The organism is Kaistella sp. 97-N-M2 (assembly GCF_021513235.1).
Taxonomy (GTDB): domain Bacteria; phylum Bacteroidota; class Bacteroidia; order Flavobacteriales; family Weeksellaceae; genus Kaistella.
Genome location: NZ_CP090976.1, coordinates 1,658,905 through 1,675,178 on the forward strand (window position 1 = coordinate 1,658,905; position 16,274 = coordinate 1,675,178).

9 protein-coding genes are annotated in these 16,274 nt (G+C 45.7%); 6 read left to right on the forward strand and 3 right to left on the reverse strand.

Annotated elements, in window-relative coordinates; all coding sequences use genetic code 11:
* The first annotated feature begins 296 nt into the window (after positions 1-296).
* Genes L0B70_RS07905 through L0B70_RS07915 form a run of 3 tightly spaced genes read left to right on the forward strand, consistent with a single transcriptional unit; the run spans position 297 to position 7,151 of the window.
* The gene (locus L0B70_RS07905) at positions 297-3,278 is read left to right on the forward strand and encodes a SusC/RagA family TonB-linked outer membrane protein (RefSeq protein WP_235141281.1); all 2,982 of its coding nucleotides are present in this window, start codon (positions 297-299) and stop codon (positions 3,276-3,278) included.
* Positions 3,279-3,281: 3 nt separating this feature from the next.
* Positions 3,282-4,667, forward strand: a complete 1,386-nt coding sequence (locus L0B70_RS07910; protein ID WP_235141282.1) for a RagB/SusD family nutrient uptake outer membrane protein — start codon at positions 3,282-3,284, stop codon at positions 4,665-4,667.
* Positions 4,668-4,670: 3 nt separating this feature from the next.
* Positions 4,671-7,151, forward strand: a complete 2,481-nt coding sequence (locus L0B70_RS07915; protein ID WP_235141283.1) for a S9 family peptidase — start codon at positions 4,671-4,673, stop codon at positions 7,149-7,151.
* A 30-nt stretch (positions 7,152-7,181) separates the two neighbouring features.
* Here L0B70_RS07915 and L0B70_RS07920 read toward each other — a convergent pair whose 3' ends face one another.
* The 3 genes from L0B70_RS07920 to L0B70_RS07930 form a co-directional block, all read right to left on the reverse strand.
* Entirely contained in the window at positions 7,182-7,433 is a 252-nt protein-coding gene (locus tag L0B70_RS07920; protein ID WP_235141284.1) for a DUF6520 family protein, read from the reverse strand.
* Positions 7,434-7,457: 24 nt separating this feature from the next.
* On the reverse strand, positions 7,458-8,963 hold the full coding sequence (locus L0B70_RS07925) for a MauE/DoxX family redox-associated membrane protein (protein ID WP_235141285.1): 1,506 nt from the start codon (positions 8,961-8,963) through the stop codon (positions 7,458-7,460).
* 261 nt (positions 8,964-9,224) lie between these two features.
* Positions 9,225-9,440 (reverse strand): hypothetical protein, encoded by a 216-nt coding sequence (locus tag L0B70_RS07930; protein ID WP_235141286.1) that lies wholly within the window; start codon positions 9,438-9,440, stop codon positions 9,225-9,227.
* A 335-nt stretch (positions 9,441-9,775) separates the two neighbouring features.
* Here L0B70_RS07930 and L0B70_RS07935 point away from each other — a divergent pair, with 335 nt between their 5' ends.
* The 3 genes from L0B70_RS07935 to L0B70_RS07945 all read left to right on the forward strand — a co-directional run bounded on the left by L0B70_RS07935 (position 9,776) and on the right by L0B70_RS07945 (position 16,186).
* Positions 9,776-11,401 (forward strand): AraC family transcriptional regulator, encoded by a 1,626-nt coding sequence (locus tag L0B70_RS07935; RefSeq protein WP_235141287.1) that lies wholly within the window; start codon positions 9,776-9,778, stop codon positions 11,399-11,401.
* Between the two features lie 30 nt (positions 11,402-11,431).
* Positions 11,432-12,286, forward strand: a complete 855-nt coding sequence (locus L0B70_RS07940) for an RteC domain-containing protein (protein WP_235141288.1) — start codon at positions 11,432-11,434, stop codon at positions 12,284-12,286.
* A gap of 654 nt (positions 12,287-12,940) precedes the next feature.
* Entirely contained in the window at positions 12,941-16,186 is a 3,246-nt protein-coding gene (locus tag L0B70_RS07945; protein WP_235141289.1) for a DUF1573 domain-containing protein, read from the forward strand.
* The last annotated feature ends 88 nt before the right edge of the window (positions 16,187-16,274 follow it).

A 16,274-nucleotide genomic window follows, 5' to 3' on the forward strand; every position in this document is an offset into this window, starting at 1 on the left:
AGCAACAGAAATAATGGACCAATATTATTTTAACGATAGTTCGTAAAAAAAGTAAACTTTCATACCAAGCTATTTAAAAGGATTCGTCTTCAGCGGGAAAGTGCCCCTTCATAAGTTTCTACACGCTTTCCCCTGGGACAATCCGGCTTTTGCTTCGCAAAAGAGATCGCTTCGCTGCGCCCGCGATGACAACGGCGCACAATGAGGACAAAAAAAAGCCCTTTCCCTAAAGTTTGCAGACCCAAGAGGAAAGAGCGCGGAATTAATTAACGTATAACTAAAACCAAAACAAAACTATGAAAAAAATCCTATTAAACGTAGGAGCTGTTTCCTGTTGCCTTATATATTCAGCGGTTCACTCGCAGGTCAAGGCACAGACCCGTACAGTCACGGGAGAGGTAAACAGTGGAGAAAAACCCCTCAGCGGCGTGACCGTGACGCAGGAAGGAACGAATCAGATGGCCACCACGTCAGCCTCGGGAAAGTTTCGTCTCCAAACTACGGGCGAAAACCCGGTACTGATCTTCCGGCATCCGGAGTATGCGGAAGAGAAAATAACGGCCGGCGGAAAAAGCACTTTTGTGATTTCCCTGAAAGAAAAAATAAATACTATTCAGGAGGTGGTGCTGAATGCGGGTTACTATAATGTAAAAGCCAGAGAAAGCACGGGGAGCATTGCGAAGGTTACCGCCAAAGACATCGAAAACCAGCCTGTTAACAATGTGCTGTCGGCCGTGCAGGGGAGGATGTCCGGCGTATCGATTACTAATAATACCGGTAATGCAGGCGGTGGGTTTGATATTGCCATACGTGGGCAGAACAGCGTGCGGTTCGACGGCAATGCTCCGCTGATCATCGTCAACGGTGTTCCGCTCAATTCCAATTCAAATTCGGTTCTGAGCTTGTCCACCGGCATCCTCTCCAAAGGAGAGTCGAGTCCACTCAACGCAATAAATCCTAACGATATTGAAAGTGTAGCAATACTGAAAGATGCGGACGCAACGGCCATCTACGGATCGAGAGGTGCCAACGGGGTGGTGTTGATTACCACCAAGAACGGGACGTCAAAAGATATTGAGACCGCGCTTACCTTGAGCACTTCGCTGTCTTATGCAAACCAGTTTGTTGAGTTGGCGAGCACGGAACAATACCGCAAACTGCGCGAAGATGCATTCAGTCTGGACGGCATCACCGCATACCCCGCCATCGCCTACGACATGAACGGCAAGTGGGACAGCACACGCTACGCGGACTGGTACAAAACGCTTATCGGCCGCACCTTCCTGAACCAACAGCAGGAACTTGTACTGAGTGGCGGAAATGTACAGCACCAAACCCGTGTGAGTATTTTTAACGGACAGCGCGGTACGGTTTACGGCCACGGTTTTAGATACAAACGCTCGGGATTTACGCTGAATTCCAATATTCGTTCGAAAGATGGTAAACTGAAGATTGTACCCTCGGTGCAGTACACCACTGAAGACAATAAGCTCGCAGTGGCCGACCTTACGCGGCAGGCGTTCCGCCCGCCCAATGCGCCAGCGCTGTACCAGGCGGACGGCAGCCTGAACTGGGAGGGCAACACCTTTGAAAACCCACTGGCACAGCTGGAGAACAAATACCTCGTGAAAACAAAAACGCTTGCAAGCCGCATTCTGACTGAATACAGGCTGCTTCCTGAAGTTACCTTCCGTCTCAATGCCGGCTACACCCAAACGCTTCTGGAGGAATTTAAGACGAGTCCGTCCACGCAATATAATCCTGTTTACGGTGCGACTGCGCAATATTCTGCGGTCACCGTGGGTAATACCAAGCACGGAAACTGGATTGCGGAGCCGCAGGTCAACTTTGATAAACGATGGTCTGCACATCAAATTAGCGCCCTTATAGGAAGCACCTTTGAGGAAAGAAATACTGATATATTCTCGGTACAGGGAAGTGATTTCTCTACGAACGAATTGCTGTACAATCTTTCGAATGCCAAGGTTCAGAAAGTGAGTAATGATACTGAAATCAAATACCGGTATCAGGCACTATATGGCAGGGCGAATTATACATTTGACGGCAGATATACAGTGAATCTGACGGCAAGGCGCGACGGCTCGAGCCGCTTTGGACCGAATAACCGTTTTGCAAATTTCGGAGCGGCAGGTGTCGCATGGATATTTTCGCGTGAGCAGTTTTTAAAAGAGGTCTCATGGCTAAGTTTCGGTAAGCTGCGCGGAAGTTACGGTATCACAGGCAGTGATCAGATCGGAGATTATCAGTATCTCAACACGTATACATCAGGTACTGCTAACTATGGAGGAATACCTGTACTGTATCCATCGCGGCTTTACAATCCGGATTTTACATGGGAGAAAACAGGTAAACTTGAAGCAGCAGTGGAACTGAGCCTGTTCAGGGATGCACTGTATTTTACTGCAGCGTGGTACCGGAACCGGTCCTCCAACCAGCTTGTAGGAATACCATTGTCTGCTACTACGGGTTTTGACACGTTACAGCAGAATTTTCCCGCAACCGTGCAGAATACCGGGCTTGAGCTGGATGCAAATTCCACGGTGATCCGGACAAAGGAGTTACGGTGGAATGTGAGTGCAAATATATCGTTTCCCGCTTCAAAGCTTCTTGAGTTTCCGAATATAGAAACCAGCACGTATGCGAATACGTATGAAGTGGGCAGGTCTATGAATATCCGTAAGGTGTATGAGTACGCCGGAATTGATTCGGCAACAGGTATTTACCAATTTACCGATATGAACGGCGACGGAAAGATTACGGTAGACGACCGGAAGAAGAGTGTCGATATGGGCGTAAAATTCTTTGGTGGACTGAGCAACAGCATCTCGTACGGGAATCTGTCGCTGGAGTTTCTGTGGCAGTTTGTAAAGCAGCAGCAGTTTGATCTGCTTTATAGTCTTGGGGCTCCCGGCACGATGGCTAATGTGGCTACCTATATGCTGGATTACTGGACTCCCGGCAACCCAGATGCGAAATATCAGCGGCCCACCACCGGAGCTAATGCCGCAGTTTTAAAGGCTTTCACGGATTACCAGTACAGCGACGCAGCTATCGTAGATGCTTCCTTTATCCGGCTCAATTCACTTCAGCTAAGCTGGAACGTGCCCTATGGGCACTCCGGGAAGACTCTTGAGTTGGGGCTTCACGGCCAGAACCTGATTACCATCACTCCTTTTAAAGGTTTGGATCCGGAGGTCAGAGGTACATATCTGCCCACCTTAAAAACCTACAGTATGACCGCAACATTAAAATTCTAAACAATGAAAACAAAGTACATATTTTCACACGTCCTTACCGGTACCTTACTCTGCTTTTTTGTTCACTGTGAACGTTTCGTAGAAGTAGATTATCCTACCAACCAGATTTCCCAATTCACGGTCTTCAAAGATAGGGCTACCGCGCTCTCGGCGTTAGCCGACGTATATGCAAACCTACGCAGCAACAGTCTTCTAGCCGGCGATATTTCCGGTGTACCTTTCCTGACAGGATGTTACACGGACGAACTTCAGACGAATAACACGCAGCAAAACGGAATGAAAGCTTTTTATGACCTGACCCTGCAAAGTACCACTCCTGCAGTGGACGATATCTGGATCAGTTCGTACAGGAATATTTATGCCGTAAACAATATAATCGAAGGAGCTGCGCGCAGTGGTGATTATCTGGATGAGTCTACGCGAAATATGCTTACAGGAGAATCCCTGGCCATACGGGCGCTCCTTCATCTTTACCTGACGGGTCTGTATGGAGAAGTGCCCTACGTAGAAACAACAGAATATAAGGTTAATCAGACTATATCTAAAAACACCTTGCCTCAGATTTATTCGAAATTGCAGAACGACCTTCTACATGCTGAAAATCTGCTGAGCGACTCCTACGCCACTCCAGAACGCACGCGCATCAACAGAACGGCAGCGCGTCTCCTTTTGGCCAGGGTGTTTATTTATCATCAGGACTGGGAAAAGGCACGCCGATACGCAAATCTGGTAACAGCTGACCCGATCTACTCGCTGGAAACATCCCTTGCTAATGTATTTCTGAAAGGAGCCAAAAGTACGGTGTGGCAATTTGCACCAGTGGAAGCGGGTGCCAATACCCTAGAGGGGCAGACGTATATTATCCGGGATACACCGCCACCTTATGCTTTTTTAAGCACAGGCCTGCTTTCTTCATTTGAAACAGGGGATTTGAGACTCGGTGAATGGACGAAGGCGATAGTGGCCGGTACAGACACCTATTTTTATCCCTACAAATATAAGCAGTATGCTAAAACACCAGCTTCTCTTGAATATTCTGTGATGTTAAGGATAGAGGAAGCCTACCTGATTGCAGCAGAAGCTGAAAACAGAATGGGAAATACAACTGCAGCACTGCAGAATTTAAGCAAAATCCGCGAACGGGCAGGCCTTACCATCCCTTCCTCTAGTACCGCGCAGGAGATACAGGATCTTATAATTCAGGAAAAACGTCACGAATTTTTTACAGAAGGTGGCCATCGGTTTTTAGACCTCAAAAGATGGGATCTTCTTACTACTACCATGCAATCTGTAAAACCGCAGTGGCAGACCTTTATGAAAAACTGGCCGCTGCCCCAGCGTGAACTGCTCGTGAACAGCAACCTTAAACCGCAGAACGATGGATATTAAAACATGGTGCTGCACCATCTTTCTTTTTTTTGTCTTCCGTGGGCTTTGAAATCCCAATCTCTGGAAACCGTGTATCAGCGGGGCTGGCATAGGCTGTATAACGGTGCTGTTTCTGATGATGGCAAATGGACATTTTTTACAAGAATTTATGATGGCGGAAAATCAGAAGGGGTACTTCAGAACACCAATACGCTGCAACCTCTCATCATTGAAGCAGCAGGAAAATTCGATCTGGACAATCACCACTTCATCGTCCTGAATGGGAAAAGGGAGCTGTTATGGAAAGATTTACGTGGAGGTACCAGCAAAATTTATCCGGATGTGTCCGATTTTGTATATGACACTTCTTTTGAAACGCTGATTGTTAAGACCGGTGCAACGATTCGGTGGCTGGATCTCAAAAAAGGCACCCAACACCTGTTCGACAGCATCATCAAGACCCAGGACATTACAGGATCACCATGCTCTCTGTTATGGAATGAAACACAAATTCTGTTGCTGAACCGGGCCTATGGAAAACTAGTGCGTGTATTAGACGTAAAAGATAAATTGGTATCCGCCGTGGCAGAGACTGACAAACCAAATATAAAACTATTGTGGGAGAACGAAACAGGATATTGGATGCAGACCGTAGATCATTCTGGAAACAGCGTGACATCTCCGGAGAAAATGGAATTCGGTACTTCTGTGGGTGCACTGTCCTTCCTGAGCAGCAATACGCTCATGGAGCAAAAACCACTGATAAGTGGGGGTTCGATAGTAACCGATAGTGTAGAGGTTTGGAGCAGTGCCGACAAAGCTGTAAAACCGAGACTGATCAATATGGCTTCCACTGCGCGTGATATTACGCTGTACGATGTCTCGGGATGCGGGTCACCACCGAAAACATACAGAAAATTTCTGACCGAGCCTTACGTTGTTTTTGGGGAGGACTATATACTGGAAGTCGCAGAACTGGAAAATTACGACTATAAAGTTAATGACATCTCACCCCGTCCAAAAATCCGGTTGCGGAACCGGAAAACCGACGAAATAGAAATGGAGGTGCAAGAAGTGCGCGGTGTTTACCCGTCGGGCAACTGGCACTACCTGCTCTATTTTAAAGGTCGGGACTGGTACCGGTATGATGTATTGTCCCGCAAAACGGTTAATTTGACGTCCTCTTTGAAGGCAGATTTTTATTCATTCGACCGCCTTAATACCAAGGTATTGTTCCCCGTTGACTCCCCGTGGTTTTCGTGCGATTACCGGTTTATCTACCTGACTTCCAAAAATGACATCTGGCAATATGATATTAAGAAAAGACTGATTGTTCAACTCACAGATCATACCGGACCGAACTATTCATTCAGAATTGTTGCGCCTTTCAGAGGAGGTGGAGTATCGAAAATGAAATGGCACCAGAACCCTGTTCTTCAAACGAAACATCTGGCATTAAAGATTTCTGATAAATCTGGTCTTAGGCAGGGATTAGCATTGTGGAAAGACCATAGGCTGCGCGTCATTTTACCTCCTGGGATACAGTCCGTAACCTATGTTAGAATGGGACAGCACGCCATGTCATATGTTAAACAGAATGCAAATCTGCCGCCTCAAGTAATCGTGTACCCATTCGGTAAAATTGTTGGAAAAACCACGTATGACAGCGGTAAGGGGATGAATTATTCGCACTTTCCGAAGACCGAACTGTGCGAATGGACGGACAGTAACGGTGAAAAGACCTATACTACCATCGTGTTGCCTCCTGACTACTCACCTGAAAAAAAATATCCGGCCATCGTTCGGGTATATGAAAACGAGGCTCAAGGATACACGGAATTTGAGTTCCCCACCTTCCGCAACGCCACTGGTTTTAACAGAACGTTGATGGCCATGAACGGCTATATCGTTATTCTCCCCAGAATTATCTACTCAAAAAATAAAGTGGGAAATTCTGCGGTCCGGGCAGTGGAGGAAACGGTTAAGAAAGTGCAGTCATTGTATTCGGTGGATAGCGCGAATATCGGAATCATCGGACACTCGTTTGGCGGTTACGAAACCAATTACATCCTCACACAGTCATCGCTCTTTAAAAGCGCAGTAAGCGGAAGCGGAATTGCGGACATTATCGCCGATTATTTTACGGTTCATAAAATGTACCTCAACTCCAATATTTCAAGATATACCAACGAACAGTTCGGCTTTTCGGATGGCTTCTTTGCGCTAAAAAAAGAGTATCTGGAAAATAACCCCATCCTAATGGCAGACCAGATAAAAACCCCTCTCCTGCTATGGTCCGGAAATAAAGATGAACATGTAGAATGGCGGCAGAGTGTTGAAATGTTTATGGCACTATCGAGTCTTAAAAAAGAAGTACGCCTGGTGCTGTTTCCGGATGATGTGCATGTACTTACAAAACCGAAAAATCAAATCGACGCCACAGAAAAAATCCTAGGGTGGTTCGGCTATTATCTTAAAAACGGAGAAAAGCCCAAGTGGTTTTAAAATTAAACTGCCCCTTTCGGGGCAGCTTTTTTAAAGTTTAAATAAGTCACTTCCACAACTGGTTTCGCCAATGCGGTGCAGCGTTACGCTGCCGTCTGTACAGAGTTCCTGCGAAGGAATAGTACTGCATTTAACCTCCGTTTTTTGGCACGGTTCCATTGGATTGGAGGTAATGCGGTAACCATTTTCTGTCGCAGCTTCTCCTGGCTTTGCAGTATTCGTTGCGAATGCTGCACCGGCGCCAAATACAAATAAGGCTACCGGCAAAATGAATTTTTTCATAATAAAAAAATTGGTTGTTAATGCCTACTCTTTTTTCAGGTTTTCGACTTCCCCTGTCCGGAAATGTTTCGTAATAGCGGTATTCAGACGGTATCGCGTAATCAGCGCGTCTCTCAATACAAAAAGGTAATCCCCGGTAATCACCATATCTGTTATTTTACCCTGACCGTGATGGTACAGATAAATACTTCCCAGATATTCCTGTCCTGCGGTGGAATACATATCCACAATATTCGCTTCTTTCCAAGCTTTTCTGGGCTCATACCGTCCCATAAGGGCAGATACCGTGAAAAGTACATTGCCGTACACGGCCGCTGTTCCGCTAAGTTTAAGCGGTGGCGTCTCTAAACGCTTATCCCCATTTTTCATCGTTCGGTACTTCATGTGCTGCAACCCGGCCTTTACAATGGTGTTATACGTTTGCGTTTTTTGAAGGTATCTGTTGCCCACGGTGTACCTGTTCTGATAGGAATAGAGATAAACCACATCCTGATTAACAGGGTCGGTGAGAAGCTGTCCGTCCGTCTCAAATAAGCTGCTGACCTTGCCCGGTAAAAAATTCTTATGGATGATCATCCCCTGTTGGCTGTTAAATCCTAATGTACCGACTGCAAAATGCTTGGACTGGGGAACAATGGTACGGAAAGCAAAATGAGCAGAATCCAGAACGACAAGCTGATTGAAATATGCATTTTTATACATCAGAAGCTCAGCTTCAGGAGCATCTGTTTTACCGCGGTAAATGACAGGGGCAGAACCGTCATAAAAGAAAAAATGCTGATTCATCACGTGAAGACGTGGAGGCTGGTGAAACTGTACCGTCATTTTCGGTTTGATGAACATGGTTCTCTCTGCGTTAAGTTGAAAATTAATTTTGCGAAGCCGGAAAGGTGATGTAAGATTTCCTAAATAGAGATAATTCCGGTCAAAGCCTGCAAAGTAATAGGAATTGACTTTTACATCAAAAGTGCGTTCTTCGGTGACCGGATGCTGGGGAAACCGCCTAATAAAAGCATTTTCCCTCTTCATGAGGTACTCGGATGAAAAAAACAGGGCGATAATGCTGCCGCCTGAAACTACCGCAGTAAGAACCGTGGCGACAGCGGAGCGGATCCAGCCGCGCGCGTCTTCTTTCCTTATGAAAACAATCCCCAGCAGGGCCAAAAGCACACCTGTGATATTAAACAATAAATGCTGATCCCAGCTCATTTTCTCGAAAATACCGCCACACGAGCACGGGATATTTTCCGCGTAGTTAAGTATAAGATAAATGTACAGCGTGAAGGCCGTCATCAGTCCGAACGAGGCGTAAAGCCCAACCCGCCTTGTTTTGTCCCATACCAGCAACAGCACCGTCATAAGCTCGAGCGCGAGTATCCCGATGGACGCCCATCCTGCATAAGCACTGAGTAACGGGGACTGAGCCATTTGGGTCTGAAAATTCTCAAAATCCAGCAGTTTGCTGAATGCTGCATAGACAAACAGCAGAGTGAAAAAGTAACTGGCCCACCTGGCCGCGGTAGCTTTCATAGTGTTGAAGTTTATAATTTGTTAGGAACCAGAGGCGGACATCCGTGATGTCAGCCCGCACGGATCAGTATCCATATGACCTTTTTGCCATAATGCTCAGGCATGATACTGCCTTTCGCGAACACCCTGGCGGTAGACACAGGGCCCGCAATTTCCCATTCGCCGCTTCGCGGACAGGCGGTACCGCTCCTGGCGGTAAGTTTAAGCCGCCTGCGGGAGCCGCCGCGCCCAGCTTCATGCGGTTTCTGTTTTGCCATTCCACTACCTGTGTTTCCACTGTTGAATGTCTTTACGAGGCGGTTCTTCGTCCTGGCCACCGCCAGCTGCGGAGTCGTCGGCCGAATCGCGTTGCACAGAGGGCGCCTGGATGGGTTGGGCATTTTCTGCACTGAGGTCATCGGGTGCTCCGTGAACTTCGCGGCAGGACGATGCATTGATAATCAATAAGAAACTTAAGACTGAGATTACTTTTTTCATAATTTTAAGATTTAAAAGTTATCCCGGCGCCGGTTTATACCGTTAGAATTCTATCCCGAAATTAGGACGGCAAAACCAATAAAAAAAGTGTTTGGTGGCAGGACGTATCTATGAGTGTAGCATCATAGATACCTGGTTCCACTGTCCATCCGTACAGTTTTGCGTGTCGGTCATCTTTTTTCGTATATTGTTTTGCTGTTAGGCTGCGCCAGAATGCGAATTCCGAAACAGCCGGAGGAAGGACGGCAGCGTCTAAAAAGTGGGATATGTGTAGAAACATTCTTCTTTTATTGATCATCCTTACCTGCTCAGTGTGCACTGCGCAAAATCCGGTTATGCAATACACCGCGATGCGCGAAACGTACGCACACCTGGGTGAAAATGACCGGCAGGCGATGTTCCCGGTACGGAAGAGCATTGAAGTGGGAAGAAAGAACCGGAATTTCAGACATCTGGTGTACGCCTACGAAGACGCGATTTATTTTTCACCCGACAGGCAAGTAAAACTCAAATATTCGGACAGTGCTGTGCAGGCAGCATACAGAACGAAGGATGAAGCCCTAATCAGCAAGGCCTTGCTGGGAAGAGGTATTGTGTGGTATTTTAATTATCGGCAGTACGGAAGAGCACTGCACAATTATCTGGAGGCGGATACGCACGCGCAGAAAAGCCGGGATAAATATCTGATCTATAAAGTAAAATATCATATTGGAGCTGTAAAAAGTTTTTTGGGCTACCACCGTGAGGCACTGGAAAATTTTCGGGCATGCAACCAATTTTTCGCGGCGGAGCTGAAATCTGCGCAACATCCCACTTTCATCTACAACAATACAAAAGGGTATCTGAACAGCCTTCATCAGATGTGCATCAGCCACCGTCAGCTTGGGGAACTTGACAAGGTGGACAGCCTGCTCGAACGCACCGCCCCGTACCGGGATCAACCCGATTTCGCGCAGGAGAACGGTTATTTTCTGAAAGAACAAGGTATTCTTTCTTTTCACCGCGGGGATTTCCGCGCCTCCCTGAGGGCTCTGCTTCCGGCTGCCGCCATCATTAAAAGTAAAAAAGATGAAGGTGTGCTGGCAGTGACTTACTATTATATCGGCACAGCCTACCTGAAACAGCAGCAACGGGGAAGAGGCATACCCTATATGGAGAAGGTCGATTCCCTTTTCAGGAGAAACGGTGTTATGTTTCCAGAAGTGCGTGCAGCCTATGAATTTCTGCTTAAGGATGCGGAGACCACCGGGAAACCGGATAAAACGGCCCGACACACGGCTCAGTTGCTGAAAGCCGACAGCATTTTTCAGGTAGACCTGCCGTATCTGTCGTCACGTATTTACCGGGAATATGACACAAAGACGCTGCGGAGTGAAAAGGAAGAGCTGCAGAAGGCTAGGGCTGCTGACAACGGATTTATAATTTTCTCGCTCGCCCTCAGCGGAGCGCTGCTTGTATTTCTGCTGAACGCCTATATCAGACAGCGCATTATTGTGCAAAATTACCAAAAGCTCCAGCAGCGGCTTCAGCAAGAGGCAGCAGCGGCATTGACTGTAACGGAGCAGCCTGATCCCGGTCGCAGGATGGAATACAGTCCTGAAATTGTGCAGAAAATACTGATAAAACTCGAAAAGTTTGAAAAAGAGGCCGGTTTCACCTCCCCTAAAATTACCCTGCTGAGTCTCGCGGCAAAATTAGGCACGAACAAAAACCATTTGTCCTATGTAATTAACGAGTACAGGAACATGCACTTCAGCACCTACCTTACAACACTTCGGATCAATTATATCACGCACCTGATGAATACTGACCCGAAGTACCTTAAGTTTCATAACGAAAGTCTCGCAGAGGAATGCGGTATCCGGTCACGGCAGCATTTTTCGAGGATGTTTCATGAGATTAACGGTATTAAACCATCTGACTTTATCCGTGAGAAAAAGAAAGAACTAAATATTAACTGAAATCGAAGCTGATTCTACCAAAAAATGCCTATGAATTCAAAAATACTTCTTGAACAGACCGCCGAATTATGGAATGAACTGCAATATAAAATCAGGTCTTTAAACAGGACAGATCATAATGACCTTGTGCAGGCACAGTATGGGCTGGCGGAAACGGATGAGGTGATCCGAAAGCTGAAGTCGTGGGTTCTTGAACACCGCTTTGACTGCTGGGAAAGTGAGATTTTGTTCTTTAGAGAGCTCAAGCCTAAGTTCATCGCGCGGTTTATTTATTATTCCCGGATTGTATCGCTGCTGTCGTCTCTTCCCATGTCTGGGTCTAAGTATAAAAAGAAAATGTATGAGGCCGAATTCGAAACTTTGCAGCAGTTCTCGCGCGAAAACAGTGCTTTTATCAGTTATTACCGGCGGAAAGCGTCTTATCTAGATCTAAAATATTTTGTTCGTTTCAGGTATGACCTTGATGTAAAACTCGCAACGGATATTCACAGCTACGACGACAGGTTTTCGACCTCGCATGATCACCTGATCGCTCATATCCTCGCCAATGATGACTACGAAGCCTTTCTTAAACAACAGATCCGGAATCTTGAGCTTGCTTCAGAGGGTGAACGGGCAAAGGTCAGCGGCCTGCAGTGGACCGCGTCCAAAGCTGCTCTTACTGAACTTGTGTATGCGCTGCACCATACCCGCTGTTTTAACGGAGGTTCCGCAACACTGGCTGAAACGGTGAAGTTTTTTGAGGAACACTTTTCCGTTAATCTGGGGAATTACCATAACACCATGGGAGAAATAAAAAACCGAAAAATAGACCGAACTAAATTTCTTCATCAACTCAGCGAAAATCTCAAAGATTACCTGGACGCTGCGGACGAGATGCGGTAGACCATTCCATTGTGTGGTCGGAAAACGGCTTTTGGGCAGGAAATTGGAGTGAAGCGTTAAAGGTGCGCTACAGCAAATTTTTGCAGGTTTTTGAATGTGCAGGTGGAGTATTTTGATGGTATAGACGGTTGGTGAGCAATTCTTAGGAAGACTTTTTTAATGCGATGTTGGAAACTTTTTGGAAGGAAATGAAGACGGGAGTAAAGCTGGCGTAGAAAAGTTCAAATTATTTATAACGTCCGCTGCAAAAAATAAATAAAACTGATTTGACATTGTAGTATTCGATATACCAATTCGCTAAAATAAAAAAGAAATTCCTTAAGGACATTAATATCGATGTGAAATTTGCGAACGGAATATAAAGTAAATCTAATTTTTGCGGGACCGTAACGGGGAATACCGTTAAACGAAATTTTTTAGGTATTATCTGCTTAAAAATAAAGTAAAATCTATATAGGTAATTTTCTGGTTTAAACCGTTCATTATTAAGGTGTTTTCACGCGTATATTTTTCTGGGCCTTTGGTAATTTTGTGGTAACACAAAAACCTAGGTGATGAAAACACAAATACTATTTTTTAAAAAATACGTGTTGATAATTTGTTTTACTCTTATATCCACGTGTTATTTCGGACAGACACTGGTTGGATATCCCTTTGGCAAATAATCTGAATGCCAATCAAGGTCCTATAGATATCACCAATCCAAGTGTAAGATATTATGATCCACCGAATGTTGTAGCACCAATTTTTTTTCTTAACCATTTATTGTTTCAGAACAATTTAGATGAAGTCCGATTTTCTTTTAATGCTCCTTCAACCTATAGTGATGGTATTATATTTCAACTTCACATCGGAATAGGCGGATTAGGTTTTGGTTCTGTAAGCGGGAATATAAAAGTCTATATGCAGGTTGACAGTCTTCCGGAAGCCCTCATTGGAGAAAAAAATCTAAATGCATCGGTTTTTATTGCGGGAGGTGATGCGGATGATTTTTCAATTGCTCTTACAGGTTTAACTGTAAATTCCCTCGTTAAAATAAGAGTTGTTGGAGCGAGCAGCACAGGCGGTGCTACAATTAATTTTTTTGGAGTCAATGATCTAAAATTAGTTAAGGATGTAACCTCTATTTCCGTTAGAGGTACCAAGGTTCCACAACCTCCATTGATTAACCATAATGATCCTGCATCGGTAATTAATGATACTGATTTTGGCAGTGTTCTGACTAGTGACATCCCGGTGGATAAAACATATCGCATAACAAATACAGGCTCGCGGACGTTGAAAATAAGTTCACTTCAACTGATCCCAAACGATGTCGGATTCAGTATAATAGGAACTGTTCCAAATACCATTTCTGTAGGCCAAAACGCAACCTTTACGGTACGCTTTGTTCCCGCAGATCAGGGTATAGCAACATCAGAAATTGTTATTGCAGCGAACATTACACCTAATAATCCGTTCCGTTTTGAAGTTAAAGGCAATGGAAAAAGCTGCAACCTTGAACCTGTTCCCATATTAGTTCAAAATTTTGAAACATCGGGATCAAATCTCAGTGCTGTTTTGATTAGTGGAATCCCTGGTTCAACAGGTAATACATCTAATTCTCCTAACCCCATTATACAAGGAGTTAGTGGTCTTTATCCGTCTTCTACCAATTTATTTGCGGCAGGATCGTCTACCAGATCATTATTTGTAAGGGGTCATGGTACAGACGAAAGTGGCGTAACGGGAACAAATGACGTCACTTTAGAATTTGGACCGATTGATATCACCGGACAACAGGAAGTAAGTGTGAATTTTGAAGTCGCTGCTTTTTCGAGTTCGAATGTGGGGTCAAGTGGCAATACTACTGGATCAGGTGTAAATGGATATGACTACGTTCTGTTGCAGGTATTGAAAAAAGATGGTATAACTTGGTCTGATGAAATTAAATTGTACGGATCCGGTTCAAATGCTTCCAATGAATGGGCTGACAGATCTTATAAATATGGCCTTGGCGGAACCTTAATTCCCGAAAGTTCTTTTGATGGAGTGTTGGTAACCATCAACAATACAGGCACGATGAAATACGGTAAATTTAAACTTAATATTCCAACTTCAGAACTTACTAATAACTTTAAATTTCGAATCGTGGCAAGGACCGGAAGGTCTCGTGATAAAGTTAATACAGGCAAGCAATTTAACCGAAATTTATGGCTCATCGACAACGTTCACGTTGATGCCGGAAACGCCAAATCCAAGACGTGGACCGGCGCGGCCTGGACAGGAGACGATACAAGCCGGCCGACGTCGCGCGAGAAAGCAGTATTTGCAGGAAATTATAATTTTGCAGGAAGCCAGGCGTCAGATTTGTCAGTATGTGAATGTGAAGTTAACAATGGCGTTAATCTTACCATTCCCGCGGGCAGAATGCTCAGTGTGCGTAATAAAATCATCAACGCAGGAGCGGCGGACAACTTTATTGTAGAAAGCGACGGTAACCTGCTGCAGGAAGAAAACAGTATTGTGAACGCGAATAATATTACGTCGAAAAGGCTTATAAAAATTGGCAGTGCGCGCAACCAGTACAATTATTTGGGAACACCGGTCGATTTCCAGACGGGAGAATCGTTCCAAACCATCTTCCCCGGCTCCAGCACAACGGTCCTTTATCATAATCAGGCGACAAATTATTTCTCAACTTCCTCCGGCGTGAATATTCCGGGACGTGGTTTGGCGGTAAAAGAGCCCACCATTTCTGCTGCCATTCCGGCAACCGCTACCAATACAACGGGAATATTCAAAGGTGTGCCGCAAAACGGAGCGATCACGATTGCGGTGGCGAATAAAGATACGGGCGTTAATACCTATGGATATAATTTGATAGGAAATCCTTATCCGTCCAATATCGATCTTCTGAAATTGTATGATCTTAATGGCGGCAGAACAGGTTCGTCTCAGATTGAATCGCCGAATATCAGTGCGACATTTTACTTCTGGGACAATACGGGAAACACGCAGATGACCCAGCAGGGAAGCGGGTACGGCGGTCAGGCCTATGCGATATTCAACGTTTTGTCCGGTGTAAACGGAACCGGAACAAAATCGATGCTCGGTTCGAAAGTGCCGACCAATATCGTGAAAGTAGGGCAGGGCTTTATGACAAGATCTCTGATCGCCGCGTATAATTTCAAATTCAATAACAGCATCAGAACAAATTCTACGTCCGTGGTTGATTTTCTAGGCCAAAGACAAGCGGGAATACAAGATGACCGGTACTGGCTTCAAATGACCGCACCGTCGGGAATTACATCGACGATCGCGATTGTTTATTACGCGGGCGGCAACAATTTGTTCGGCGCGGAAGATTCCCGCAGCCTGGGCGGGTCCGATGCCCTTTACAGCCGCGTGGAAAGTGAAAAAGTTGCCATCGACGGAAGAAGCGCTTTTGTGAAGACGGATGAAGTACCGTTGGGAACGCAGCATTATGCAGAGGGCAACTATACGCTCAGCCTGGATGCGGCGGAAGGCCGCTTCGCGAACGGGCAAAACATTTATCTGAAGGACGTTCGGACGGGCATTATTACGAACTTAAGTGCCGGATCGTACACTTTTGCCGCAAGTGCGGGCGCCAGTACGGGCAGGTTTGAAATCATCTACGAGCCCGAGGCAGTTTTAGCCACGGATTCGGCCGTGAAGGACGATGTTCTGGTTTACCGCAAAGGCGGTGATTTCGTTGTAAAAGCCGCCTCGAAAGCAATAACTACGCTGGAAATGTACGATGCGGTGGGACGTTTGCTATACAAAGCGCGGCCAAACACCACCGAGGTCACCGTTCCGGCGGAACGATTCCCGGGTGGTGTTTATATCCTGCGAATTGACCAGCACGGTTTGCTGACGATGAAAAAGGTGATGAAATAAAAACATTGCATGCTGGTGTCTTTAATCTCAAATCTTTTCGGTTTGAGATTTTTTTTGTGAGCGCGCTGTGCCATTATGGACGGAATTA

Excerpts from the sequence above, each read along its gene's own strand:
- L0B70_RS07905 (WP_235141281.1), top strand. The coding sequence starts at position 297 with ATGAAAAAAATCCTATTAAACGTAGGAGCTGTTTCCTGTTGCCTTATA.
- L0B70_RS07910 (WP_235141282.1), top strand. The coding sequence starts at position 3,282 with ATGAAAACAAAGTACATATTTTCACACGTCCTTACCGGTACCTTACTC.
- L0B70_RS07915 (WP_235141283.1), top strand. The coding sequence starts at position 4,671 with ATGGTGCTGCACCATCTTTCTTTTTTTTGTCTTCCGTGGGCTTTGAAA.
- L0B70_RS07920 (WP_235141284.1), bottom strand. The coding sequence starts at position 7,433 with ATGAAAAAATTCATTTTGCCGGTAGCCTTATTTGTATTTGGCGCCGGT.
- L0B70_RS07925 (WP_235141285.1), bottom strand. The coding sequence starts at position 8,963 with ATGAAAGCTACCGCGGCCAGGTGGGCCAGTTACTTTTTCACTCTGCTG.
- L0B70_RS07930 (WP_235141286.1), bottom strand. The coding sequence starts at position 9,440 with ATGAAAAAAGTAATCTCAGTCTTAAGTTTCTTATTGATTATCAATGCA.
- L0B70_RS07935 (WP_235141287.1), top strand. The coding sequence starts at position 9,776 with ATGCAATACACCGCGATGCGCGAAACGTACGCACACCTGGGTGAAAAT.
- L0B70_RS07940 (WP_235141288.1), top strand. The coding sequence starts at position 11,432 with ATGAATTCAAAAATACTTCTTGAACAGACCGCCGAATTATGGAATGAA.